Consider the following 26,032-nt stretch of genomic DNA (forward strand, 5'->3'; position numbering starts at 1 on the left):
GCTTTGCCTGCTTGGACATCGAAATCAGACCGTAACTTTTCGCCCGGCCTAGTCCATGGAATCGTTTGAGCTCCGCATTTTTCCCTTCAGAGCTGGCTCTTTTTTTATGCTTCTCTTTAAATTCATTGGTTTTCTGACTTTGGGAGATTTCATAGAATTCTATTGTATTGATCCCGGTATAGAGTGTTTTTCGCACTGCTTTTTTGGCACAATCATCGTGTTTCGGACAGTTCCTATTGGATGCGCTGATCCGAAGAATTACCTGAACGGTGTAAGGTTCAAAATCATTAGCCTGCTTTTTTGTGGGCTTTTTTTATTTCTTATTTAATGCTTACATTCGCAAAAACGGCGAGTGACATCAATATCGACAAAAGATAGATCATTTTTTTCTGTTGACAAACGGGATGAATCCATATATCATAAGTATTGAACAATGTTCAATACTACGTTCAATTATTCACTGAGAGGAAAACTATGGCTAAAAATGTAAAAGAAAAAATTATAGATGCCACAACTGAATTGATTGGAGAATGTCACTCCATTGAAAGCGTAACAGTAAGAGATATAGCCACAAAAGCTGGTGTTGGTGTTGGACTTATAAACTACCACTTTCAAACAAAAGAAAATTTGATTAATCAGTGTGTTCAAAAAATGATCGGAAACACCATTAATAATTTTGATAAATTGTATCAAGCCCTTACTATGGAACCAGTGGACAAACTCCGTTTTCTAACTAAAAAAATGTGCTTGTTTTTAGATAGCAACCGGGGCGTTTCCAGAATATCGATTTTATCTGACTTATCTGCCGGGAATTTCTCAGATAACACGTCGCAAACGATTAATGCCTATCTTCCTGTAATGAGAGAAATATATGGTCAAAAAAAATCTGACCAGGACCTTTATCTACTTATTCACATGCTGATGTCCGCTCTTCAGTCAGCTTTTTTGAGAAGAGATGTTTTTATAGAGAGTGCCGAAATTGATTTTTACGATGTGAAACAGCGGGAATGTTTAATCGACAGACTAATCGATCTCCTTATTAAATAAGAAACAATCACATGCCACTGCCATAAAACTACATTGATCGTTAAATTACAATAGAAGTATTTAGTGAAAGGAGGTAATGAAAATGAAAATACTTGTTATCCTAGGAAGTCTTAGGAAGGCCAATACTTATAACACATTGAAAAAAATCGAAGCGATCCATAAACAAATAGCGGATTGCGAGTATGAGTATCTTTTTTTAAAAGATATGAATTTAGGGTTGTGTAAGGGTTGTTTTACCTGTATTGCTAAAGGGGAGGAACAATGCCCCCTACGAGATGACAGAGACTGGATTGTTCAAAAAATCGAAGCCTCTGATGGTGTGATATTGGCAAGCCCCAATTATGCTGCGAATGTGTCATGGCTGATGAAAAATTATATTGACCGATTTGCATACACCTGTCATAGACCGAGATATTTCAATCAGAAATTCATGATTTTAATAACCAGCGGCAGTTATATGGGGGTTAAAAATGCCATGAAAGCACTGTCAATTATGGCTTCAGGAGGAAATATCATTAGTCGCCTGAGTGTTTTAAATTCACCTGGTATGAATGACAAAAAGAAAAAAAATCAGGAAGTACAAATAAAGAAATCGACTTTAAAGTTTGCAAAATTAATGAATAAAAATAATCAGGGAAGACCGCGGTTTTCTTATCTTATCTGGTTTAGTGCGTTTAAGGCAGCATCTTCAAAAAATCAAAAAGTTTATCCGGCTGATTTTGAATACTATAAAAACAAAGAATATTTTACAGATTATGATCTAAATACTTTTCAAAAGTTATCAATTAAGGTCTTTAGACAATTCTTTGGTATTATGATTAATAAAGGAATTATGTAATCGAATGGATAATTATCCTTGCTGTTGGGACTTAGTCCATTTCCAATGTTATTTTTACCAAATATAAGGGGGAGAGAATGACTTATGACGCGGGGACGTTTTGTTTGTCATATGACCTGGTTGATATTTGGTGATATGATAGTCAAAACGTCCCCATATCACAGGAAATACATTGAGATTATAAAAAAACGACCAAATTGCTAACAGCAATTTGGTCGTTTAAATTTTACAGCTTAAATAAATCCGTACTGAGATATTTTTCGCCACGGTCAGGGAAGATCACCACAATGACACCGGAATCAATTTTTTTTGCCACCTCGGCAGCAGCATACATGGCAGCTCCACTGCTCATGCCCACAAAGATGCCTTCTTTTTTTACAATTTGACGGGCAAAATCAAAGGCGATTTCAGATTCAACCATGATATGTTCATCTATGGCATCGGGTTGATACAGTGCCGGAACGATGGCTTCTTCCATGTTTTTAAGGCCCTGGATATAATGACCAAGCACCGGCTGGGCTTCCACAATTTTCACTTCCGGATTGTGATGGCGAAGGCCCATGCCAACACCCATAATGGTGCCGGAGGTACCTAAAGAAGAAACAACGTGGGTAATTCTCCCCTGGGTTTGCTCCCAGATTTCCTCGGCAGTGGTGGAATAGTGGGCGAGTTTATTATATTTATTACTGAATTGATCAGGATTAAAATAACGTTCCGGATATTCGGCAATTAATTCCCGTACCTTTCGAATTGCACCGTCGGTTCCTTCGGTAGGAGAGGTCAGGGTGACGGTCGCACCATAGGCTTGAATCATTTTACGGCGTTCGATGGAGACGGCTTCGCTCATGACGATTTCCAGCTGATATCCCTTTACGGCAGCGATCATGGCCAAACCAATCCCGGTATTGCCGCTGGTCGGTTCGATGATGATCTTATCTTTGGTTAAAGAACCGTCGGCCTCAGCCTGTTCCACCATTTTAAGGGCAATACGATCCTTAATGCTTCCGGTAGGGTTAAAGCCTTCGAACTTCGCGAGGATTTCAACATTAGGGTTGGGATTTAAATGATTAATCCGAACCATTGGGGTTTGGCCGATGGTTTCTAAAATATTGTTATGGATGTATGTCTTCAATTGAGTAATCCTTTCTGTAATAGTAATAGTGAATACCTATATTATAATACAAAAATATAGTGAAGAACAATCATTTATAAAAAATGGCAGCGCAGAAGGTAACCTTCCCGATATTCCGCTATTTTATATAGAGACCTATGCCTTAAGTGCAGCCAGGCACACTTAACTCAATAGAAAAGGTGTGATGCGTGTCGATATCCCGATTATTAGGATTTTCCTAGACACACATAATCACTTCACTAATGGATTACGATTCGATTTTCTATTATCCCCTGGTTGTTAGAATTTTGAAAATAAGCAAAAAGCGATGTCTCAATATCTTGTATAACCTCCAGGGAATAATCTCCTAATCCATAATCAGCCATGGAACTTTGAATTTCTGCGATTTTAGATGGGTCATACTTTTCTCCAATTAAATCCAATCGCATTCGTTGTTCTTCTTCAAAAACAGAGGCTTTCATTACGATAGTTGAATCTGTATCGACTTCATTGTTAATGAAATTCTCAACATTACTCGTTAAAGCAGTCTGGTTATATGTTGCCGTTCCAACATATCCGGCTGAAACCAATAAAGGTAGACTAATGAGAATGACCCCAATGATAATTCCCCGTTTAACGATTTTGTTGAACCGTTCTTTGACCACCTCCGCTTGTTTGAGTTGGAGCAATTTACAAAACGCAAAGGTTGCAACCAAAATAAAAAATGCGTTAATGGCAAATAGATATGCTGCCGGAAAAATATAATTTGGATTTCCGTTGGCGATACCGTAACCCACGGTGCAGATTGGCGGCATTAACGCTGTTGCAATGGCTACTCCAGGGATTACATTGGTTTTCGTCTTCCTTGAAATTCCAATGATTCCTGCCGCGCCACCAAAAAAAGCAATCAGCATATCGAAAAAAGATGGTCCCGTTCTGGCCAGCAATTCACTGGTTGGAGAAGTGATCGGGCTCAGAGAAAAAAACAGTGTTGCTCCAACTAATGCAATCATAATTTGAATGCTAAAGTTTAAAGCTCCCTTTTTTAGAAGTTTACCGTCATAGGTAGCAATACTGTAACCCATGGCAACAATGGGACTCATTAAGGGTGATATCAACATGGCTCCTATAATAACAGCAGTTGAATTGGTGATTAAACCGATAGAGGCAATAATAATCGCACAAAAAAGTATAATCAGCGGCGCACCTTTTAACCGAACCCCGGATATGATTTCTGCATGAAGGGCATTGGCATCTTCCTGATCTGTCTTAATGTTGAAAATATTGTCTCTGATATAGCCGCTCATAAATGCCTCCACTATTTTAATAGTAAGTTGTTTCTCAATTTATACCCCAGGATCAACAAAAAAAACTTTTATGGATCGATTAATAATATTAAGTTGAACCTGGCACCGTTGGAGAGTATTGTTAATAATCTGAAATTTTTCTTTTAAAAAACATAAAATGCTTGACTGTAGAGGTATGGTATCGTTTATGATAAAGATAGCGACTCTGAAATTAAACAACAAGTCAGGAGGGATGATCAATGACGTATCTAATCCAATTTTTAAAAGAAAAAAAAGTCATGCTGTTTTTAATTATTCTGGCAACGGTGATCCAGTCCTTCAGTATGCTGGCGGTGCCTTATTTTGCGGCAAAAATTATTGACGATGGGATTCTCAAAAAAGATTTGATGGCCATTGTGATATTGGGTTTGCAGATGCTGGCTGCGGTGGGATTGTCCGCCCTGATTTCTTTATGGGCCAGCTACCTGAGCGCCGATTTAGCCGCACTTTCTGGAAAATACCTGCGCGATCGGATTTTTGACAAAACCCAAATCCTGTCAATCCGGGATTTTAATCGCTTTGGTACGGCATCGATGATTACCCGGGCAACCAGTGATATTACGGTAGTCCAGCAGACGGTGATTATGTTTGCCCAAATGATTTTGCCGGCACCGATTATTGCGGTGACAGCCATTATTATGACCATTGCCGTGAGTCCCTCCCTGGTAATGATTCCTATCAGTGCTATGATCGTTTTTATGCTGGCTATTTATGTGATCTTTATAAAAGCCAGCCCCATTTCCAAAACCATCCAAAAACGGCTGGACATCATTAATCGAATCATGGGAGAAGCCATTACCGGGGTTCGGGTGATCCGGGCCTTTGATAATTCGGACTTCGAAAGAAAACGGACCAATGAGGCCTTTGTAAATTATGCCGATAACGTAATTCGTCTGAATAAGCTCTTTGCAGTGTTCAGTCCGCTGATCTGGTCGGTTGTGGGGATTAGTATGGCAGCGGTGTTATGGTTTGGCAGTTTTCTCGTGCTCAATGGCGAAATTCAGGTTGGCGGCATTACCGCCGTTTCAGAATATACAATTTTATTATTGATCTCACTAATCATGTCTTCTATGGTGATGGTGATGTTACCGAAAATGAAGGCCTGTCTGGATCGAACCCAGGAGGTACTGGATACAGTTCCGGAAATCGAGGATCAAAAACAGCCACAGGCCCTGCGAAACCCGGCTAATCCGAAAAAGCTGGTATTTAATCAGGTCAGCTTCTCCTATCGGGGTGCTGAGGAATCGGTCTTGCAGGGCATTAACTTTTCCTGTGAGCAGGGTAAAACCACCGCGATCATCGGTGGAACCGGATCGGGCAAGAGTACCATTGCCAGTCTGATGCTACGTCTCTATGACGTGGACAGCGGAATGATCACCCTGGAGGGGGCGGATATCCGCCAGATGACTCAGCATGAGCTCCGAGAAGGGATCAGCTATGTGCCCCAGAAGGCAGTTCTTTTCAGTGGCACCATTGCCGACAACCTGCGGATGGGAAACAGTGAAGCAACCCCTGCGGAATTGGAACATGCAGCCCAAATAGCCCAGGCCCATGACTTTGTTGCTGAGATGAAAGAAGGCTATCAAAGTCCGGTGGCCCAGGGCGGCACCAATTTTTCCGGTGGCCAGAAGCAACGGCTGTGCATTGCCCGGGCACTGGTAAAAAAAGCACCGGTTTATATTTTTGACGACAGCTTTTCAGCACTGGATTTTAAAACCGATGCATTGCTGCGAAAAGCATTAAAAAAAGAGATGGCAGCTGCGGCGATGGTGATTGTGGCCCAACGAGTCAGCACCATTATGGATGCGGATCAGATCATCGTGTTGGACGCCGGCCGGATGGCAGGCATCGGCAGGCATGGCGAACTGATTAAAACCTGTCCGGTTTATCAGGAAATCGTCGCGTCTCAGCTCAGTGAAACGGAGGCTGACAGTTTATGAAAAAGCAGCGAAAAAAACTGCAGAAAGAAAAGCAACCAGCTTTTAATACCGAAGACCTGACTGAAATGGAAGATATACCCAAAAATTCAAAGGCTTCTGCTAAGCGATTAATGGGGCTGTTGCTAAAACAAAAAGGGGCCTTGCTGATCATTCTGCTGGCGGCAATAGTAAGCAACGGGCTTTATGCCTTTACCCCCATCATCATGGGGAAAGCTCTGGATCAACTGATTCAGGCCATCAGCACCAATGGCGTTAGTGGCAGTTTTGAAAATTTGATCGGCATCCTGGGATTGCCGGTGCTATTGTTAGCGATGGCGTATCTGATTGGGGCGCTAATCTCCTTTCTCCAGGAATATACCATGGCCAGTGTGGGTGAAAAACTGGCATTATCGTTGCGGGAGAAAATAAGCGAAAAAATCACCAGGCTGCCCCTGCATTATTACGATGCCAATGAGACCGGAGAGGTTTTAAGCCGAACCACCAATGATCCGGATAAGATTGCCGAAGTTCTAAAAACCGGGGCGTTGCAATTTACTAATGCCCTCTGTAACCTTGTGTTCAGTATTGTCATTATGTTTGTCCTAAGCCCTGTTATGGCAACAATCATCATTGCAACCATGTCGCTGAGCGTTTTTGCCACAAAATGGATTTCCGGAAAAACCCTGGCGGTTTTCTATGAAAATCAGAAGGTTTTAGGGGAACTCAATGGAAAAATCGAAGAGTATTATACCGGAAACCTGATTATCAAAAGCTTTAACCAACAGGATCAGGTCATTCAAACCGAACGGGAGCTGAGCGATCGGCAGTATCAAGCCAACAAAAAATCACAATTTGTGATCTATGCCATCTATCCGGCAATTCGCTTTCTGACCCAGCTGAGTTTTGTGGTGACGGCCATTGTGGGGGGGATCTTTGCCATTAATGGCACCATGACCATTGGGACAGTGCAAGCCTTTTTGCAGTATGTTAATCAGATTGCCGATCCCATTACCCAGTCCTCTTATTTTATTAATTCCATGCAGGCCGCCTTGGCTTCGGCGGAACGAGTTTTTGAATTTTTGGATGAACCCGAAGAGGTACCGGAAACCAGCACGCCAAAGCAGATTACTCAGCCGGAAGGGGCTGTGGCATTTGAACATGTTCGTTTCGGCTATCATCCCGATAAACTGTTAATGGAGGATGTCAGTTTTACCGTAAGACCCAACGAGATGGTGGCCATTGTCGGGCCGACCGGTGCCGGCAAGACCACCCTGGTTAATCTGCTGATGCGATTCTACGAGCTTGATGGCGGCACCATAAAGGTCGATGGGGTTGATATTAAAGATTTGTCCAAAAGCGGACTGAGGCGGATGGTGGGAATGGTGCTTCAGGATACCTGGCTTTTTAAAGGCACCATTGCCGAGAATATTGCTTACGGAAAGATGGATGCCACCCAGACCGAAATCATCCAGGTAGCCAAAGCCGCTCGATGCGACCATTTTATAAGAACCTTGTCAGAGGGCTATGATACGGTGATCTCCAATGAAGAAGGAAATATTTCCCAGGGGCAGATGCAGCTATTAACCATTGCCCGAGCGATGCTGGCCAATCCGGCGCTGATGATTCTGGATGAAGCGACCTCCAGCGTTGACACCAAAACCGAATTGCAAGTGCAGAAAGCCATGCTTTCGAGTATGAAGGGAAAAACAAGCTTTGTCATTGCCCACCGGCTTTCCACCATCAAGTCGGCGGACCTGATTCTGGTGATGAAAAACGGTACCATCGTTGAAAAGGGAACCCATGAAGAATTGCTGGCAGCTGATACGTTTTATGCCGATTTGTATAACAGCCAATTTAATAATCTGGCGGGGTAAAAGAACACCCAGCGGAAGGCGAAACAGGAGGTTGATTTTTGATCAAATAAGGCGTAAGATGAAACTAAGAGAGTGAAATAGAAAGGAAAACAGGGTGAAGCGATTATGCGGGTATGTGTACTAAATGGGTTTGATTCAGAAGAAATGACAGTGGCCCAGGAAAGAAAATTGGAACAGGAATTAGAAGTTTTAAATCAAAAAGGCGACACGGTTGATTATTTTAAACTGCGGGATCGAAAAATAGCCTATTGTCTCGGGTGCTGGGATTGTTGGCTGAAAACGCCGGGGGAATGCCGTATCAAAGATGAGCAAGAGGACATTTTAAAAAGTTTTGTCAAGACCGATCATCTTGTTTTTGTATCCAATGTGCGCCTCGGATTTGTAACTGCAACCCTGAAAAAAACCATGGATCGGCTCATTCCCAATTTTTTACCCTATATCAGAGTCTACCAGAATGAATTTCATCATTACCCGCGGTATGAAAAGACCCCAATTCTTCACACCCGACTGATTGTTGACCATACGGTGGAAAGGGATGAGATCGACTTGATTGAAGATTATTTTAAACGGGTAGCCCTGAACTTTGGAAGTGATCTGAAAAGTTTCAAAATAATTGATGGGAAAGGTGAAGAGGATTATGAATTTGCTGATATGTAATGGATCGCCCAGAGGGGAAATGAGTAATTCCGCAACCATTGCCAAATGGTTTTTGAAGGATCAGGATAAAGTAATTCTGCTGATGAAGGGACCCAAACATCAAGAATATCTGGACATCCTGGCCGCCTATGATCACATTGTTTTTATCTATCCCCTCTATGTGGATGCCATGCCAGGGATTGTGAAGGCTTTTTTTGAACGAGTGGCCATAGCGGATGGATTGATGGCTGGAAAGAAGGTCTCCTTCATTATTCATTCCGGTTTTCCTGAATCGGTGCATCTTGAGGTGCTGGAGCGCTATCATCGGATTCTTTCCAAAAAGCTGGGGTTTGTTCTGGCAGATACCATTGTTATTCCCGGGAGTGAAGGGTTTCGCTTGATGCCGCCGAAGCAGAATCGAAAAAAACAGCAGGATGTGATGAAGCTAATGGATCAGTTCAGGATTGATCAGCCTTTTGATGATCACTTGGTAAGACGGCTTGCCGGGAAGCGTCAGAGCAATAAAATGCGAAATTTTATCTTTTCATTATTGGAGAAAACGGGTATCACCAATCTTTATTGGAACAGTAATTTGAAGCGGAATAATGCCTATAACAAACGGTTCGATAAGCCTTATACGGAGTTATAACGCTTTTACAGCAGCTGACAAGGCTTGGTGACCCAAAAACGACCAAAATTGAAAACAACAATTTTGGTCGTTTTTTTAGATTTTTAATCTTTCATTCGTGGTAATAAAATGATACAATATTTCCAATGAAGTCGATTGCACTGTCTATCTAGACTGTTCTCAATTAATCACTCGTCATTGATCCATCTTGTCATATCATGGTTTATGAATGGAGGTAAATATGGAAAATCGCATCACTGGTTCAGTCATTACTGAGGGTGATACATTATATTTTAAAATCACAGGTACAGGCGAACCTTTTGTATACATTGCAGGTGGTGGAGGAGACGGTGATCTTTTTTTGCCATTAGCAGATAAAATTTCTAATAAATATAAAGTCATCACATATGATCGACGTGCCAATGGGCGAAGCACGATGAACTTCCCGGATGAATTTGATATTGCTCAACAAGCTCGCGATGTTGTAGCTGTTCTAAACGCATGTGGTGAAACTTCTGCTTACTTTTTTGGTAACAGCAGTGGAGCTGTCATTGCGTTAGAGCTTGTTGCCACGTTCCCGGAAGTTGTAAAAACAGCAATTATTCATGAAGCTCCTTTAGCCAGACTCGCTCCCGAAACTGAAAAATGGCAAGCTTTCTTTCAATCCTGTTATGCACGAAGCAAAAAGCTGGGTGGTTCTTCGATGGCGGCTGTAAAATTTATGTTTGGAATTGAGATTCCTCCATTTGATATGATCAAAGCCGAATTAAAGGCTCGAAAATATCTTAAAAACGAACCGAAACAGCCTCATGAAATACGAATTCCATCAAAGCAAGCGACCGATTATCTTATCAAACATGAACTTCTTCCAGTCACCAATTACCAACCACAGCTGGAAAAACTCAAAGAAAACAAAACAAAAATAGTGATAGCCATCGGAACTTATGCGATAGAACACCATACCTGGCTTTCAAAAATAGGCGAAAGACTACAATCCCAAATCGGATGTAAGCTAGCTGTCTTTCCCGGCCATCATGCCTCATTCATGAGCGAACTGGAGGCGTGGTCTGTAGCCATTATTAAAGTGATATAATAAATGTGACCGGTAACCTGCCCCTAACTTATTCCTGGAACGCTATCATCGTATTCTTGCCAGAAAGCTAGTGAAAAATTGTATGAACGTTATATTCTATATTCCGATAAAGTAGAAAGAGCAATCCAGGCGATTGTTAAAAATCATAAAAAAGCCGCTGAAACGTCTGTCATTTCAGCGGCTTTTTGATAGGCAGTATTAAATTAGATCTTCACCTTTCATGGCATTCAAAAATTCAAGATTTTTAAAAATCAACAATTATTGTCGCGACATCTGTTTTATCCGGACCGGAGAATTTAACAGTTAACATGGATACTCCATTTTTCATCCAGACTCTGTCAATTTGCGGTTTGCCTTCGATGCTCTGAGTCGAGGACAATTCGTATCCATTACCCCCAAGTTTAGCTTTGATTTCCTCATAGGTCATCCCTTCAGAAATGCTTTGTGCCTGTTCGTCGGTAATTCGTTTATCATCCGGCAGTGTGATGAGGTAAGCTTCCAAACCCTCAACGCTCTTATTAAAAACAATTTTTGAGGTTCCATCTTGTGAAAAAACAGAGCTCAGACCAATCATGACGCCATTTCCGTTTGTGTCGGTATACTGGAATACATCGGTCATGGGTTCCTTGGCCGTTACACCCAAGGCTGTATCCACCTCCGCTTTTGTCTGGCCGAGTTGAACTTTGTCATAGAAAGCATAAATTTCTTTCAAGGCAGCAGTGCTATCAGCCGCTTTGGTACCACCACCCGTGTCTTTTGTGCCTTGTTGACTACAGCCAGCCATAAAGACTGACGCGGAAACCAGTACAGCCATCAGAAAAATGAGTAGTTTGATTTTTGACTTTGTCATAAAGAAACACCTTCTATTTCTTTCATTTCATTTATACCCACTGAGGCTGTTGAAAAACAATGTCGATTAGATTACCTTATTTTGCTTTATCTATCATGGGAAGATCATCATAATAATTATGATTGTATCTTATTTTTAATTCCTGAATATTATTATTGATTAATTTTTCTTCGATGGCTTTCTTTTTTTTATTATTATCCATAATATTGATGGTTTCCACCACACCATTGGTAATGGTTTCAAAACGATTATAAGGAAATGCCACCGCCAGCTCATCATCCTTCCAGCCCGCGTTATGGCGGGTACCGATGCACATCATCGATACGTTGATATCATTAGTCAGGTAGGGAGTAGCTGTCGCTTCTGAACAAATAGCCTGATTTCCGGTCATTTTAAAACTCGACTGCAAACCATAGTAATAAGAATACCCCTGAATGACACGCATAATATTATAGGGATTCGTCACCATCATCACCACATCAGGCTTCTGATTATAGTCTTCAAGCGGTTTAACCATAATGCCGTAAGCATGGTGATCACAAATACAGATCCCATCCTGCACACTTTTAGCAGTGCTCATATCGCGATATAATCCCAATTTCTGAGCATGCTGTCCGCTCTTATTAAAATCATCAGCTGCTTTCAGTCCGGTGGCACGAGCCCCACCCATACAGGTCAGATCATCACCGGTTGCTTTAAAACCGGTTCCCGCCATGGCCGCTTTTACCATGACACAATAATGCATTCTTTTTTTTACCGGTTCAACATCAGCCGCCTCATAGTCAGATTTAGTAAAGAGAAACTTAATTCCCACGATTCTTTTATTTAGAGTCAATGCACAGTTCATTTTTATAACCGATTGTTTTAAATTTTGTGTATTCATCTGGTTGCCATCCTTTATTATAATTTTTTATATATGAAATTCCCGATTCCTTGAATAATTTGCGCCATAATACAGAGAATAATTACGGCTGTATACAAGATCACATTATTGAAGCTCTGGTAACCATAATTCAAAGCCACTGCACCTAGGCCACCGGCACCAACTGCTCCGGCGATGGTGGTGGCGGCGAGATAGGAAATAGTTGTGAGTGTCATACCCGCCACGAGAGACGGAATCGCTTCTTTAACCATGACTCTGAACACGATTTGCATATTGGAAGCGCCAAAGGAACGGGCGGCTTCAATCAGCTGTTTATCCACCTGGGCGAAGGCATTTTCAAAAATTCGGGCGATAAAAGGGGTTGCTGCAATGGTTAGAGGTAATATGGCAGCTTTTTCACCGATGGTTGTGCCGACCACAGCACGGGTAAGCGGAGATATCGCTACAATTAATATGATAATCGGAAAGGAACGGACCATGTTTACAAAAAAGTCCAACACCTTATAAAGACGTTTGTGCGGGTCCAGGCCATCCGGTCTGACTATGATTAAGATAATCGACAAAGCAAAGCCAAATATAAATGCCAAAACCATGGTGGCGGTAAGCATCCGCAGTGTGGAAAATATGGAAGGGCCGATAATTCCGTTAAAGTATTTCCACCATTCGGCACAGAATTCTCCATTAAACACGTTTGTCCTCCTCTAACTCATTTGAAGTATTGATTTCGTCTTCAATATTTTTCCAAACAACATGGTGACAATCCATATAGTTTGTTATTTTAGCAAAAGATTCGACCGGGATATTAATGATCAGCGAACCCAAAACACTGTTCCGATAGCGCTCCGTTTCGCCTCCCAAAATCATAAAGTCAGCATCCAATTCTCGGGACATTTGTGTCACGATGGTTTTTTCAGCGGTTTCGCGAGACAATAGCACTTTGAGGTTGACGCCACTCTTTGGAAAGATTAAATCTTTGTTGCCAATGAGGTTACTTAACGCTCTGGATTGATTGAGGAAAACAGTTTCCACCGGCCCGCTTTCGACAATCAGTCCATTTTCCATAATCGATATCTCTTCACAGGCACTCCGAAGTACCGACATCTGGTGGGTGACGACTACGATGGTTATCCCAAGCTGGTTATTGATTTCGTTAAGAAGGGTAATAATGGATTTGGCCGTATTCGGATCAAGTGCAGATGTGGCTTCATCACAAAGTAAAATCTTGGGATCCATCGACAGCGCTCGGGCAATGGCCACCCGTTGCTTTTGCCCACCTGAGAGTTCATTGGGTCGGGCATATAGTTTATCTGGAATTCCCACCATTTCCACCAGTTCTTTTATTCTTTTATCAATATGCTTTTTTTTATAGTTCCAACATTTCATGGGGAGTGCAATATTTTCATAAACCGATAATCGGTTTAATAAAGAAAATTGCTGAAAAATCATCCCGATTTCCCGTTTAAATTCCCGTGCTTCTTTATCAGATAAGGAATTAACTTCAATTCCGTCCACCGTTAATGATCCGCTATCATAGCTTTCCAGCCCATTGATGCACCTTAACAGGGTGGATTTTCCAGCGCCGCTTCGTCCGATTAGGCCATATACCTGTCCCGCTTGGATTGTTAGATTGATATCACTGAGCACATTAAGGGAATCATAGCTTTTTTTGAGATTCGTTGCTTTTATCATTGTCATAACCTTTCACTTCTGACAAAAATATGCAAAAGGCCGCCAAAAATGGCTTCCTTTCGCATACTGAGATCAGGTCTTACTTATTCATTTGTTTTCGGGTATTGTGTCAATGAGCCGGCAAATATTTCTTCGAATTTGGCTCTCATTTCGTCGGAAGTAATAATTGTCATTGCATCTTTTATCCAGGGCTCATCTACCGATTTGGAATCGATGGTTAATCCAACCGGACAATCCTTGGATGTTTTGTCTTCAGCGATGTATGATTTGGGGTCAATTCCGACAGCTCTGATTCTGGTTGCTGATGTTACAACGGCATCCGCATCATTAATACTTCTGGCTGTTGTCGTGATTTCTGCAGGCAGAAGTTGAATACTTTTAGGATTTTCTGCAATGTCCAACGTCGAATAAAATTCACCTGTTTTGGGATTCAGAGTGATCAAACCAGATTCCTCCAGCATAATTAGACTGCATTCCATATTGCTGGGATCATTTGGGATGACAATGGTTGCCTCATCCGGAAGATCCGCAACACTCTTGTACTTGGCTGAATACATGGCCATTGGGTAATAGAAAATATAGGGTTTGACCATAACCAGATCGGTGTTGTTTTCTTTATTGAAAGTATCGATCCAATGAATGTGATTATGGATAAAGCCATCAATAGAACCATCAGAAGTCGCGGTAGCCGGCATATTGTTGGCGTCAAACATCACCACTTCGACTTGGTACCCCTTTTTTATCAACTCATCTTTTAATGCAGTGGTATAAGGCTCGATGGTTGACATGGTTCCAAGTTTAATAACTTTATCTTCTTTGGTCGCACTGGCTTGCTGGGTACATCCCGTCACCGATAGCATTGCTATTAAGGTGAGGGACACACATAAAAGTCTAAATATTTTTGTTTTCAAATTAAGTCCTCCTCTTTCATTCGTGTAAATTTTAACATAAAATAAGTAATATTTTGCTGGAAATAACAAAGAGGAATATCAAAACTTCTGATATTCCTCTTTGTTATTTTAGAGAAGAAGGGCTTTTATCAAAGAAATTATCGATGAATCATTTAATCGATGCCATTTAAAACTCGATCAAGCTCTTCGGCAATCACCTGATAACCGATGCTGCTGGGGTGAAACTGATCGGCTGCCAGATAGGTTTCAAGATGATCCTTAAATTGGTCATAGGTGGGGATATAGGCCGTTTTCAAACCGGCAGCGGCGATCAGCCCCGTTTTATAATTCCATTCCAAAAGATTTTGAGAATTTTGCACATCGAGTTCGGAATAAGGATTATTTAAACCGATCAGAGCGATTTGGGCCTCGGGATTAAGATTGCGAATGCGGTTAAGGGTCGCGTCAAGATTTTTCTGATAGGTGTTAAAGGTTTCCTGAAAGGCCATATCCAAAGACAGGACATCCTCACTTTGGATGCCTGTTAAATCATTACCGCCAATGGAGATAATAATTAAGTCGGCAGCGGCAATAAAGGCTTCATTTTCAGGGGCTTCCACCAGTGCTGCCAGGTCGGCACTGGTGGCGCCGGAGACCGACAGATTAGTGACTTCGATGGTTTCTTCGGAATCGATCAGCGCCGCATAGCGTTTGCCGATGCCCATATCCGGTTCATCACCGACGCCGTAGCCGATGGAATCCCCCAGCACCAATATATTTTTAGCAGCGCTGGACGGTTCAGTTTGAATATTCTCCGGGGGGGCAGGAATTTCTTCCTGACTTTTTTCGCCGCCATTGGTGATGGCAATCGCGGTGATCAGGCCCGTCACAAAAACAAGAATGAGGGCGCTGGATAACAGCAAAATGAGGGGCCATATTTTTTTTATCATTGTTGCCTCCTTTTATACCAGAACATCTTTGCGATTAAAAACCATAAACCCGATCATCAGTGACAGCAACCCCCATAAGCCAAGGGTGATGATTGAAAAATTCAAGCTCATCCCGCCGATGGGCTGATAGGAACCGGTTAAATAACGGGTGAGATCCAGATTAGTGACAAAGAAAAACTTGACGATGGCCCAATCCGACAGAAAAAACTGCAGAAATTGGCCGCCAATCAGGGCTGCCATTAAGACCCCAATGGCCGTGGCGGTATTTTCAACGAGAATGGAAATAAGTAAGGTAATCGCGGCAATCACAATCGACACGTACCAGGTCAACGAATAAATTAATAAGCTGTACTGAAAGCGCGTGACCAGAATCACGGAATCGGCGTTTAATTGTCCATCGATTAAGCTAAAACCGGTGGCGACGGGTTCATTAAAGCCCCATTGCCGAAAGAACAGATAGGATATCAGAACGGATAGAATACCGATAATTAAGACCACCAGGGTGGTCATCAGAATCAGTGCAATCAGCTTGCTCAGCAGAATTTTCCACCGCGGGACCGCCCGGGTTAACAGGACCTTAATGGTCCCGGTTGAAAATTCGCCGGAGACCAGATCGGCAGCGAGGATCACAATGATCAGGGGAATCAGCAGCGAAATGCCCTGTTCCACAAAATCGACGCTGAACTTGACCGCGCTGGGGGTAATCGGATTAATATCGTTTTCGATAAAATAACGCAATTGCCTGATTTCAATTTCCGTGGAGGCAATGCCGCTGTCAGGAATATAGGGGCTATCGAGGCGATTTTCCAAATCGTTCAGGCGTTGGGTGGCCAGGCTTTTCCAATCGTAGGTCCCAGCCCCGGAAAAATTTTCAAAGCGGTCAATATTTTTTTCATAGGTATATTGTTGTCCATAGGAAAGCAGGGTGATAAAAATGATCAGTAAGCCGATAATCAAAATTAATTTTTTCTTTAACAGAAGTTTCGTGACTTCATTGCGAATGAGTATTAGCATCATCTTATCCTTTCTACTGGATAGTTCGCTGGTTGGTTACGCTGAGGAAGAGATCTTCCAGGGTTTTGTTTTTGGCATAGACGGTGTGGAGTTCAAGGCCTGCTGTGATAAAAGTTGCATTGATTTGGGGTAGGACTTTCAGGTCGATGGCGGCAATCAGTTCGTTGTGCTCATTGAGCAGGGATGCCAGGTTAAAATTCTCACTGAGGATCTTTTGCCCCTTGATGGGATCATTTAAAACCCAAACGATTTCGCCGGTTGACAACATGTCAGTAACCGTGCCGTCTTGAACAATCATGCCATTATTGATAATACAGACCCGATCACACATCAACTGGACTTCACTGATTAAGTGCGATGAAATGAGGACCGAAATACCCGTGTCTTTCGCCAGGGATTTGACAATTTCCCGAAACTCATGAATGCCCTGGGGATCGAGGCCGTTGGTGGGTTCATCAAGTATCAGTAAATCGGGTTTGTGAATCAGGGCTTGGGCTAAACCGATGCGCTGCTTCATGCCCATGGAATAAATGCGTACCTTATCATGAATGCGATTTTCCATGCCGACCAGAGTGACTGCCTGATCTATCGCTGCCTGGGTGACATGCTTTGACATCGAACCTAATAGTTCCAGGTTTTTATAACCGCTCATATAATCGTATAAATCAGGGCCTTCAATGATGCAGCCGACATGAGCCATAGCCTTGACGTAATCATCACGAATCGAATGTCCGCAGATTGAAATGGTGCCGGCGCTGGGCCGTGATAAACCCACCAGCATTCTCAAAGTCGTCGATTTGCCGGCGCCATTAGGTCCTAAAAAACCTAAAACTTCACCTTTTCTAAGCTGAAAGCTGATATCTTTGATAATTTCTTTTTTCTTAATGCTTTTGGAGATGTGTGAGACGTTTAAAACCAGAGTATCCATAAAACCCTCTCTTTATAGATGATGGGAATGTTTCTACTAACCTATATGCCCTGAAGAAGGAGTGTCAAACAAGAATTTTTTGGAGGGGGTCGTGGGGACGTTTCGTTTGTCATATGACCGGTTGATATTTGGTGATGAGACAGCCGAAACGTCCCCATGTCATAGTGATGAGACAGCCGAAACGTCCCCATGTCATACCATGTCATAATAGGTGGATGGAATAAACAGTTTGAAAAAGAACTTTTCAGTTTAATTGCATTTAGAACTATAATTCCCATTAAACGTGGTATATAATAAGATATATTTAAGGAAGAGGTGAATGTAATGAATCGACTGGCAAAATCCTGGATCGGGTTGATCCTGTTAATGAGCACCCTGGTAATAAACGGTTTGGGCGCTTTCGGTTTTTTCAATGGGCTGTCCCAAAGGGAATTATCTGACCGGTATATGACCTTAATCACACCGGCACCATCCACATTCAGCATCTGGAGTTTAATTTATATCCTGTTAATCAGTGCTGCTGTGATGATGATCGTTAAAAACAAAGATCCCTACTATGGTGAGGCCATCGATGGAATCAGTTATCTTTTCTGGCTATCAAGTATTCTCAATATGCTCTGGATTATCTGCTTTTCCTATACCTGGATCGGTGTATCCGCACTTGTGATCCTGGCTTTCGCGATTACTCTGAGTTTATTGATCTTACAACTGGGAAAAATCCAAACCGGGAAGCAGTGGCTTTTACCGGCAGCGTTTGGAATGTATACCGGGTGGCTATTGATTGCCACGGTGGTGAATATCGCCTCCTGGCTGGTTAGTATCAACTGGCAGGGCTTTGGCGTTCCGGCTGAGTATTGGGGGATTATTATCTTAATCGTTGCCGTGGTGGTGTCGGCGGTGATCACCCTGATCACTAAAAATGCTATCCTTCCGGTTCCCGTGGCCTGGGGATATTTTGGGATTTATCAATCGCTAATGGCAACCGAAGGCTTTCAGGGCGCCTATCCATCTCTGTCCATTGCCGCCCTGGCGGGGATTGTATTGCTGGTCGTGATGGCTGGGATACAGTTCTATTTCAATGGTTATAAACTGATGCCCGTGGTAAAAGCGGAGGAGGCGTGACCCCGACAACGAGTTATTAACTGTTAGAGCAGATAAGGTCGGATTTCCAGAGCGAAAAAATCGTTGCGGAATTCGGCCTTTTTAGAATAAATACAAAGGAGATGAAATGAAAAACAACAAGGGGATTCAAAGCACAGTTCTAGTCATGGTTTTCTTATTGGTAATCGGCAGTTTAACCGGCTGCGTGAATTCAAAGGACAGTACCACCGCTAAACCGACTGTGTCAGAGGACTATTTTGGCGCCATTAATTATGAGCTGCTCCAGGAAAAAACCATTCCGGCAACAGAAGGTGAATGGACCTATTTCTATGAATTGGACGAAAAAACATCAAGTCAGCTCCAGGAGATTGTCACCGATTTGTCAAACAGCGGGGAAACCTATGCCAAGGGCAGCAGCGAGCAGAAGATAAGCGATTTATACGCCTGTGCCACCGATCTCGACAATCGCAACGCCCAGGGTTTGACCGCCGTTAAACCCTATCTTGAGCAGATTGAATCGGCCCGGAATCTGGATGAATATCTGGATGGATTGATCACCTTATCATCCATCGGACAGTCCAGCCTGATTTACTACGGTTATTATCAGGATGATATGAATTCGGACAAGATGATGATTGGCTTTGCGTCCATGGACGATTTGATTGGCAAAGAATACATGGAAAACGAATCGATGCAGGAATACTGTGATGCCTATAAGATATACATCCAGGATATGCTGGTTCTCAGCGGCGAGGAAAAAGGAGCTGCCGGGACAAATGCCGAAGCAATTTATGCTTTTGCCAGTGAGGTGGCCTCACTGGCATTGGCGCCCGACGAATTATATAACCCGGACAGCTACTATAATGCTTATAGTTATGATGAACTGCTGGCCCTTTACTCGAATATCGACATGAAGAAATATTTGGAGGCCCAGGGACTGTCCGGCGAGGATCACTATATTGTTGAGGAAGTGGATGCGGCCAAACAGATCAATGCGATGTTTACCGAAGAAAACCTGCCAGTGCTTAAAGAGTATACAAAATTTGTGCTCTTAAATGATCTGGCCGCGTATGCACCGGTTGATTATCGGGATCTTAAACTCGAAATGGCCATGAAACTGGATGGTTCTACCGAGAAAAAAACCGATGAACGGCTAGCCTTTGATGATGTTCAAACGTTTCTGGAATGGGATTTCGGAAAGATCTATGTGGAAAAATACTTTGATGAAAAAACCAAGCAGGATGTTAAAACCATGGTGGCAACGATCGTTGACCAATACAAAGAAATCATCGCCGCCCAGGAGTGGATGAGCTCGGAAACCAAACAGCAAGCCATTCTGAAGCTGGACACTATGGATTTAAAAATTGGCTATCCGGACCAGTGGAGTACCATCGGCGATTATCTCCAGGTACAGCCGCTGAAAGAAAGTGGCAGCTATTTGTCCAATGTGATTGGACTTCAGCAGGCGGCCAGTCAATTTGAATATGATGAGTATAAAAAAGGCGTTAACCGGGAGCAATGGTATATGACACCTCAGGCCATCAATGCCTATTACAATCCCGCCAATAATGAAATCGTCTTTCCGGCGGCCATCTTACAGGCCCCTTATTTTGATCAGAATCAAAGCAATGCCAAAAACCTTGGCGGCATTGGCGCCGTCATTGCCCATGAAATCAGTCATGCCTTTGATAAAAACGGATCGTTATATGATGAGAAGGGCAATTACAATATCTGGTGGACGGCCTCAGAATATGAAAAATATGATGCACTGTCACAGAAAATCATTGATTATTACGGGAACTATACCATTTCCACTGGCGATCCGGTTAATGGCACCCTGACCTTGTCAGAGAACATTGCCGATCTGGGGGCGTTAACCGCGGTCACGGCGGTGGCCGAAAAACAGGGCGAATCTCTGGCCGATGTTTATTCGAACTGGGCCACGATCTGGGCCGAACTCTCGACCCCGGATCTGGAAAAGAGTTATTTGGTGAACGATGTCCATGCCCCGTCGCCGGTGCGGGTCAATGCCGTACTCAGTTCCATGGATGCATTTTATGACATCTATGAGATTAAAGAAGGCAATAAAATGTATGTCGCTCCGGATGACCGGGTGGCGATCTGGCAGACTAAACCCATCCAGTAACCAACCACAGATCACACTGTTTATAGCATCAACTCAGAAATTGCGGAGGTAAATTATTTAAAAAAATTAATAATAAGTTTAAAAGCCATCCAGCGGCGTCAATGTGAACCGCTGGATGGCTTTTACTATTAGGTGATTATTTCACGCAAACGGTAACGCCATGAATGGTGACGTCTGTTTTTTCAAAACGATGATTTACTATAGGGTAGGGGCACGTCGACCGACCAGCAGTCCCACGACCCGGCCATTGTTTTTAATGGGTGCCACGTCAAATATAACAGGTTCATTCGTGACTTTACTGATAGTCACTTCAGAAATGGAAGATTCTCCCTTGAAGCCAGCTTCATACCAGAATTCGCCCCAGGCATCAAACTCACCGTCGCCTTTGACGTACCTTGCATGACCTTCAAGGCTCATTACCGCAATATCCTGATAACCCATCCGGTCCACATCTCCGGCAACCGTATCCACCTGGGTTTGCCAGTCCATGGTGGCAACTGGGGATCGTGAAGCCATCTCATTGAGTAAGATAGAAGCTTCGTTATCAGTTTCTTCAGTGGCTTGTTTGATGGGCTTTAGTTTGAAGGCACTGATCATCTGTTTAAGCATTTCGGCCTGGCTGGAAAGTTCTTCGCCGGATGCGGCGCTTTCTTCGGCGGTGGCGGCATTGGTTTGAACAACAATTGAGACCTGCTCGATACCCTTGGTAATCTGAGCGATCTCTGAAGCCTGATCATTGGATGCCCGGGCAATGTGGCCGACCAGACCAGTAACTTTTTCAATTTCATTCAAAATTTCAACCAGGCTTTCGGCGGTTTCATCGGCAATCCTGGTGCCAATGGCAGCCTTTTCGATGGATCCTTCAATCAGACCGGTGGTTTCCTTAGCCGCTTCAGCACTGCGGGCCGCCAGGTTTCGTACTTCTTCGGCAACAACGGCAAAACCTTTGCCATGCTGTCCGGCTCGGGCAGCCTCCACGGCGGCGTTTAGGGCCAGAATATTGGTCTGGAAGGCAATGTCATCGATAACTTTGATAATCTTAGAAATGTTTTGGGATGCTTCGTTGATTTCAACCATGGCCGATACCATTTTTGACATTTGCGAATTACCCACTTCGGCATTGGTCCGCACCTCAAGAGCCCGTTCGTTGGCTTCGTTGGCATTTTTAGCATTTCGTTTGGTTTCCGCGGCCACCTCTTCAATGGAAGCGGTGAGTTCCTGGATGGAACTGGCCTGTTCAGTGGTCCCCTGGGCTAAGGCCTGGCCGCCGTCAGAGATTTGGATGGCGCCTGCATTAACCTGTTCGGCGGCACCATTAATGTCTTTCATAACCTCGCTTAAATTGGTGGTAATACTATTAAGGACCAGCTTGGCCGCATTATAATCCCCATGATAATAGGTGTCGATTTCCTTAGTCAGATCCCCTTCACCAATGAGTTTAAGTAAGGTGGTAATGTCAGCCACATAATTTTTCAGGAAGTTGAAGGTGCGGTTCATATTTTCTTTGATTTGGCCATGATGTCCTTTAAAATCGCCTTCCATAATAAAGGAAAGATTACCTTTTGACAGTTCATCCAAAGCTGCAGATGTGGCCTGAATCGGCGCGATAGTGGCATCCAGTGTCTGGTTGAACCCGGAAATAACACGAGCATATTCGCCCCTGAACTTGGATGGGTTACCCCGATGTTCCAGATCGCCTTCAACAGCCAACCGGGTCATTTCATCGGCTTCACTGACCAGTGAATGAATGTTTTCAATCATTTGAATCATACTGGGAACAAATTCATCCTCATCACTACGTTTTCCGCTCGTCATCAGCTCGTCATAGTCACTCATAACACCATTGGAAACATTATTGACAATGGCATGAATATAATTGAGCTTCTCTTGGATTTCATTAACCGATGTGGCCAGATCTCCAAAAATACCTAAATAGGTACCTTCCATTTTGGTTGAAAAATCATTGATATAAAGCCGATGGAGTACTTCACCGGTTTCTGTTAATGCTCCCAGACCGTCAATGCATGCGTTGATATTACTTTTAAGATCGTTGAAATCACCTTTATATTCAGTTGTGATTTTTGGTGGAAGTACACCGTTACCGATACGTTCAATGGCCTTATTGGCTACTTTGAGAGGTTTAACAAAGGTATTAATGACGGTATTTAACGATATAATCAGATCTTTGTAAGCTCCGGTATACTCGTTGGTGTTACCACGATAGTTAAGTTGACCTTCTAAAGCGGCATTGCCAATTTTTATGATGGCATCATGAACTCTGTTCATTTCCTTCATTACTGCAATCATAGAATAGCTGATCACATCATCTTCGGATCGGGGTGTGATTTCAACTTTAAAATCACCCTGGGCCATCCGCTGAGCAGCCTCATTCATGCCCATATTGTTTTGAATCATAGTTTCAAATGACAGCATTAAATCGCCAATTTCGTCATTGGTGGTTATTTCAATGTCCACATCAACTTTTCCTACAGCGACCTGATCGGCCACTTCTTTGAGCTTGATGATGGGTTTGACAAACTTTTGTGCCATAACATAAGCAGCGACACCTCCAATTAAGATAATAAACAATGAAATCAATAGGATCTGATTTCTCAGATTGGTAATTCGAGCCAGAACATCGTTTTCAGAAATGGCGCCAACATGGGTAGCTCCTGCGGCGGAGTATGCTTGTGCATCGGCATTGGCCTGGTCTGTTACCGCTGATGCGCCGAGATTGAAGGCAATAATCCCCAGCGATAACACCGCCAATACAATCAGAGCAACAGTAAACAGCAGCAGTTTTGTGGATATTCTGGATTTGTGGTGAGTTTTAGTCTGAATAAGTCCAGCCGGATGGGCAGTTATTTTTTGTGCTGCATCTGTAACAAGACCGGTTTCCGGAGCCAACATTGGTTTTCGATTATCATTCATAATAACCCCTTTCAAATATAATCCTTTGGTTTTCCCTGATAACAAATTTCTATGTAATTTGAACCTGCTATTCAGGCTAACTTAATAAAGTATAAATGCTTGCATGCGTCAAAAGTAGATGCATGTTGTATCATTATATTCCTTTTTACTGAAAATATCTACTACATACTGCAATATTATACTGTTAAAGAACTATATTTTACTATGACATGTCAAATTTTATTAATTTCAGATATAAACATTCTGCAAAACTTTATCAGTTTTCAAAAGATCCGCTGAAATATGTTTTAAAACAGTATGAAGTAAAGATGACATTGGCTGGATTTTTAGAAATGCAAGGCTTGAAAGAGGATGAAAGCTGATACGTTTCCAGCGGCGTTCATTAACGACACTGGAAAGCTTTTGGCTACTAAAGGAAAGGTGCTTAACTGTCAAGAGCTACTTTGCCAAGAAGGGGAAAGGGGTCGACTTTCGTGATGGATGTACTGATCACGGTATCGTGACCGGCGCCGTCATGGGCATAAACCTGGACATTATAGTCGCCAAGTTCGGTATTGTGATCACTGTAAGGAATAAAACAGCTGGCCACATTGCCTTCAACCGTTCCTTCATGCCAGATTAAATCATCCTGTCCGCCATTTTCGGTCCAGACTGGAAAGCTAACCTGATCGATGCCGCTTAGGTTGTCTGAAACCAGAGCAGTGACCTTAATTCCTTTACCTTGATCGTCGGTCGCCAATACATCAGATACTGCCGGAGGCGTTGTATCCGATGTGGCATCAACGTAATCGCCTATGTAGATATAACCCTGGAAACCGCCCACCGAGGTAGCATCTTCAGCACCAATGGTATAGGTGTAATTTTGGAAGAAGATGCCGCTATAGGTTGACTCGGAAAGGGTGACCGTATCACCGTTGATCGCTTCAACAATCGCCACATGTCCGTTTGAACCGCCGCCCCAACAGATAACTGCACCAAGTTTTGGCGTGGATCCTGAGGGATAATAACCGCTGTTTTGATTATAGGCCCACCAGGAGTTAGCATTGCCCATGCATAAATTTGGTGTAGTTCCCAGAATTTCATAAGCTCGCCCAAAGGCATAGGCGGTACAGTTTGGCAAACCATAGCCACCCTGGGAATAGGGGTTTTGGGCAAAGAAATTGGGATTATCCGGACTTGGGGCAGTGGTTCGAGCCGAAAATAAATTGGGTGCGGGAACTGCGGACTTGGCTTGTGCCGTCTCAACCGCCTGGGCGATTTGGGCGATATCAACCTCTGCTTCTGCTGCCATAGCAGCGCCCGGTATCGTACTCAGGCATAAAAAAAAGGCAAGACTCGCACATGCGCTTTGTATTAATTTTTTCTTCATTTGACCTCCGATGTCAATAGATGATGGTGTCACTGGGTTCACTGTGACCTAAATGCATCATAGATTGTTGCAATTTGTTTACAAATTGGCAATAGGTATAATACAATACGTTAGGCGAATTTGCAAGTTTGGTATTTAACCCACTTAAGAAATAGATCCATGACATTGCAGCCGAGTGTTGTCGAAGAGTGAAAAAACCGCATCAATAAAAGGAAAAGAACAGCTAAAATCATGGTGACTGTAAAATAAAGGTGGAATTGATCAGACATAATCATTAATTTGTGTTTAAGTTAATATGAATCAGCTTGTCAATAAGTAAAACTCAGAGCGGTTAACTGGTTATGTTTGCGTTTTCATTTTTCAATCCAAACAATGCCCTCACAAAACATTGTTTGAAAATAAAATATTGTTTCAGGAAAGTTGCTTTTTACAATATTTGATAGAAGTTAAAGTGTGTCGGCTTCAATAAAAACCTTCCTGTTGATTGCTCGTTCTTATTACTGATCTGTGCTTAAGATTGAGAAATGTTTGCATGTTTTGATTATAATTGTTAAAAAATGCAATCATATGTATAATATTGCGAATAAAGAAACATTTGATTACTAGTTTCGCTAGGCATTTTGGGCGGAACCGGGGCAAATGAGCCACATGAGAAAAGCACCACGAAACTGCCAGAAGTGATCTTGACTAAAAATAATAAACGAAAAACGTAAAATGACAAAAATTATATGAGGAAGAATTTAAGATGTAATAAAATGAGCTCCTATCAAAATTAAATCAGTTTAATAT

The 26,032-nt window shown here is 42.7% G+C and carries 21 protein-coding genes and 1 pseudogene; 9 read left to right on the top strand and 13 right to left on the bottom strand.

Annotated features, from left to right (window positions below):
• A pseudogene (locus AKG39_RS15175) lies at positions 1 to 229 on the bottom strand (IS5/IS1182 family transposase); the annotation flags it as partial.
• Between the two features lie 245 nt (positions 230 to 474).
• Between AKG39_RS15175 and AKG39_RS15180 the strand changes: the two are divergent.
• Positions 475 to 1,047 (top strand): TetR/AcrR family transcriptional regulator, encoded by a 573-nt coding sequence (locus tag AKG39_RS15180; protein WP_050741260.1) that lies wholly within the window; start codon positions 475 to 477, stop codon positions 1,045 to 1,047.
• A gap of 82 nt (positions 1,048 to 1,129) precedes the next feature.
• Positions 1,130 to 1,885, top strand: a complete 756-nt coding sequence (locus AKG39_RS15185) for a flavodoxin family protein (protein ID WP_050741261.1) — start codon at positions 1,130 to 1,132, stop codon at positions 1,883 to 1,885.
• A gap of 226 nt (positions 1,886 to 2,111) precedes the next feature.
• Here the strand turns inward: AKG39_RS15185 and AKG39_RS15190 are convergent, their stop codons facing one another.
• Both AKG39_RS15190 and AKG39_RS15195 read right to left on the bottom strand, forming a co-directional pair.
• Positions 2,112 to 3,005, bottom strand: a complete 894-nt coding sequence (locus AKG39_RS15190; RefSeq protein ID WP_050741320.1) for a PLP-dependent cysteine synthase family protein — start codon at positions 3,003 to 3,005, stop codon at positions 2,112 to 2,114.
• Positions 3,006 to 3,256: 251 nt separating this feature from the next.
• Positions 3,257 to 4,303 (bottom strand): DUF389 domain-containing protein, encoded by a 1,047-nt coding sequence (locus tag AKG39_RS15195; protein ID WP_050741262.1) that lies wholly within the window; start codon positions 4,301 to 4,303, stop codon positions 3,257 to 3,259.
• 239 nt (positions 4,304 to 4,542) lie between these two features.
• Here AKG39_RS15195 and AKG39_RS15200 point away from each other — a divergent pair, with 239 nt between their 5' ends.
• From AKG39_RS15200 to AKG39_RS15220, 5 genes are all read left to right on the top strand, one after another.
• A complete protein-coding gene (locus tag AKG39_RS15200) occupies positions 4,543 to 6,282 on the top strand; it encodes an ABC transporter ATP-binding protein (RefSeq protein ID WP_050741263.1) in 1,740 nt (579 codons plus the stop codon).
• Positions 6,279 to 8,135, top strand: coding sequence for an ABC transporter ATP-binding protein (locus tag AKG39_RS15205; protein ID WP_050741264.1), 1,857 nt, complete (start codon positions 6,279 to 6,281; stop codon positions 8,133 to 8,135). The genes AKG39_RS15200 and AKG39_RS15205 overlap by 4 nt, the downstream gene beginning before the upstream one ends.
• A gap of 105 nt (positions 8,136 to 8,240) precedes the next feature.
• A complete protein-coding gene (locus AKG39_RS15210) occupies positions 8,241 to 8,792 on the top strand; it encodes an NAD(P)H-dependent oxidoreductase (RefSeq protein WP_050741265.1) in 552 nt (183 codons plus the stop codon).
• Entirely contained in the window at positions 8,773 to 9,420 is a 648-nt protein-coding gene (locus AKG39_RS15215) for an NAD(P)H-dependent oxidoreductase (RefSeq protein WP_050741266.1), read from the top strand. Before AKG39_RS15210 ends, AKG39_RS15215 begins: the two co-directional genes overlap by 20 nt.
• A gap of 220 nt (positions 9,421 to 9,640) precedes the next feature.
• The gene (locus tag AKG39_RS15220) at positions 9,641 to 10,492 is read left to right on the top strand and encodes an alpha/beta fold hydrolase (RefSeq protein WP_050741267.1); all 852 of its coding nucleotides are present in this window, start codon (positions 9,641 to 9,643) and stop codon (positions 10,490 to 10,492) included.
• Between the two features lie 244 nt (positions 10,493 to 10,736).
• Here AKG39_RS15220 and AKG39_RS15225 read toward each other — a convergent pair whose 3' ends face one another.
• From AKG39_RS15225 to AKG39_RS15260, 8 genes are all read right to left on the bottom strand, one after another.
• The gene (locus AKG39_RS15225) at positions 10,737 to 11,342 is read right to left on the bottom strand and encodes a hypothetical protein (protein WP_050741268.1); all 606 of its coding nucleotides are present in this window, start codon (positions 11,340 to 11,342) and stop codon (positions 10,737 to 10,739) included.
• A gap of 76 nt (positions 11,343 to 11,418) precedes the next feature.
• Positions 11,419 to 12,225, bottom strand: a complete 807-nt coding sequence (locus tag AKG39_RS15230) for a DUF169 domain-containing protein (RefSeq protein WP_050741269.1) — start codon at positions 12,223 to 12,225, stop codon at positions 11,419 to 11,421.
• A gap of 17 nt (positions 12,226 to 12,242) precedes the next feature.
• Positions 12,243 to 12,833 (bottom strand): methionine ABC transporter permease, encoded by a 591-nt coding sequence (locus tag AKG39_RS15235; RefSeq protein WP_083439606.1) that lies wholly within the window; start codon positions 12,831 to 12,833, stop codon positions 12,243 to 12,245.
• 73 nt (positions 12,834 to 12,906) lie between these two features.
• Complete coding sequence (locus AKG39_RS15240; RefSeq protein WP_050741322.1) at positions 12,907 to 13,914, bottom strand: methionine ABC transporter ATP-binding protein; 1,008 nt, start codon at positions 13,912 to 13,914, stop codon at positions 12,907 to 12,909.
• 83 nt (positions 13,915 to 13,997) lie between these two features.
• Positions 13,998 to 14,825, bottom strand: coding sequence for a MetQ/NlpA family ABC transporter substrate-binding protein (locus AKG39_RS15245; protein WP_050741270.1), 828 nt, complete (start codon positions 14,823 to 14,825; stop codon positions 13,998 to 14,000).
• 152 nt (positions 14,826 to 14,977) lie between these two features.
• On the bottom strand, positions 14,978 to 15,754 hold the full coding sequence (locus tag AKG39_RS15250) for a GDSL-type esterase/lipase family protein (protein WP_050741271.1): 777 nt from the start codon (positions 15,752 to 15,754) through the stop codon (positions 14,978 to 14,980).
• A gap of 12 nt (positions 15,755 to 15,766) precedes the next feature.
• A complete protein-coding gene (locus tag AKG39_RS15255; RefSeq protein WP_050741272.1) occupies positions 15,767 to 16,768 on the bottom strand; it encodes an ABC transporter permease in 1,002 nt (333 codons plus the stop codon).
• Between the two features lie 13 nt (positions 16,769 to 16,781).
• Entirely contained in the window at positions 16,782 to 17,696 is a 915-nt protein-coding gene (locus tag AKG39_RS15260) for an ABC transporter ATP-binding protein (RefSeq protein WP_050741273.1), read from the bottom strand.
• A 324-nt stretch (positions 17,697 to 18,020) separates the two neighbouring features.
• On the opposite strand from AKG39_RS15260, the gene AKG39_RS15265 reads away from it, so the two are divergent.
• Both AKG39_RS15265 and AKG39_RS15270 read left to right on the top strand, forming a co-directional pair.
• Positions 18,021 to 18,818 (top strand): TspO/MBR family protein, encoded by a 798-nt coding sequence (locus AKG39_RS15265; RefSeq protein WP_050741274.1) that lies wholly within the window; start codon positions 18,021 to 18,023, stop codon positions 18,816 to 18,818.
• A 106-nt stretch (positions 18,819 to 18,924) separates the two neighbouring features.
• Entirely contained in the window at positions 18,925 to 20,943 is a 2,019-nt protein-coding gene (locus AKG39_RS15270; RefSeq protein ID WP_050741275.1) for a M13-type metalloendopeptidase, read from the top strand.
• A gap of 198 nt (positions 20,944 to 21,141) precedes the next feature.
• Here the strand turns inward: AKG39_RS15270 and AKG39_RS15275 are convergent, their stop codons facing one another.
• Together AKG39_RS15275 and AKG39_RS15280 are read right to left on the bottom strand one after the other, a co-directional pair.
• Positions 21,142 to 23,874, bottom strand: a complete 2,733-nt coding sequence (locus AKG39_RS15275; protein ID WP_050741276.1) for a methyl-accepting chemotaxis protein — start codon at positions 23,872 to 23,874, stop codon at positions 21,142 to 21,144.
• A gap of 424 nt (positions 23,875 to 24,298) precedes the next feature.
• Positions 24,299 to 25,243: a CHAP domain-containing protein gene (locus tag AKG39_RS15280; protein WP_050741277.1), complete on the bottom strand. Its 945-nt coding sequence runs from the start codon at positions 25,241 to 25,243 to the stop codon at positions 24,299 to 24,301.
• Positions 25,244 to 26,032 lie beyond the last annotated feature (789 nt).

Source organism: Acetobacterium bakii, assembly GCF_001263355.1.
Classification (GTDB): domain Bacteria; phylum Bacillota; class Clostridia; order Eubacteriales; family Eubacteriaceae; genus Acetobacterium; species Acetobacterium bakii.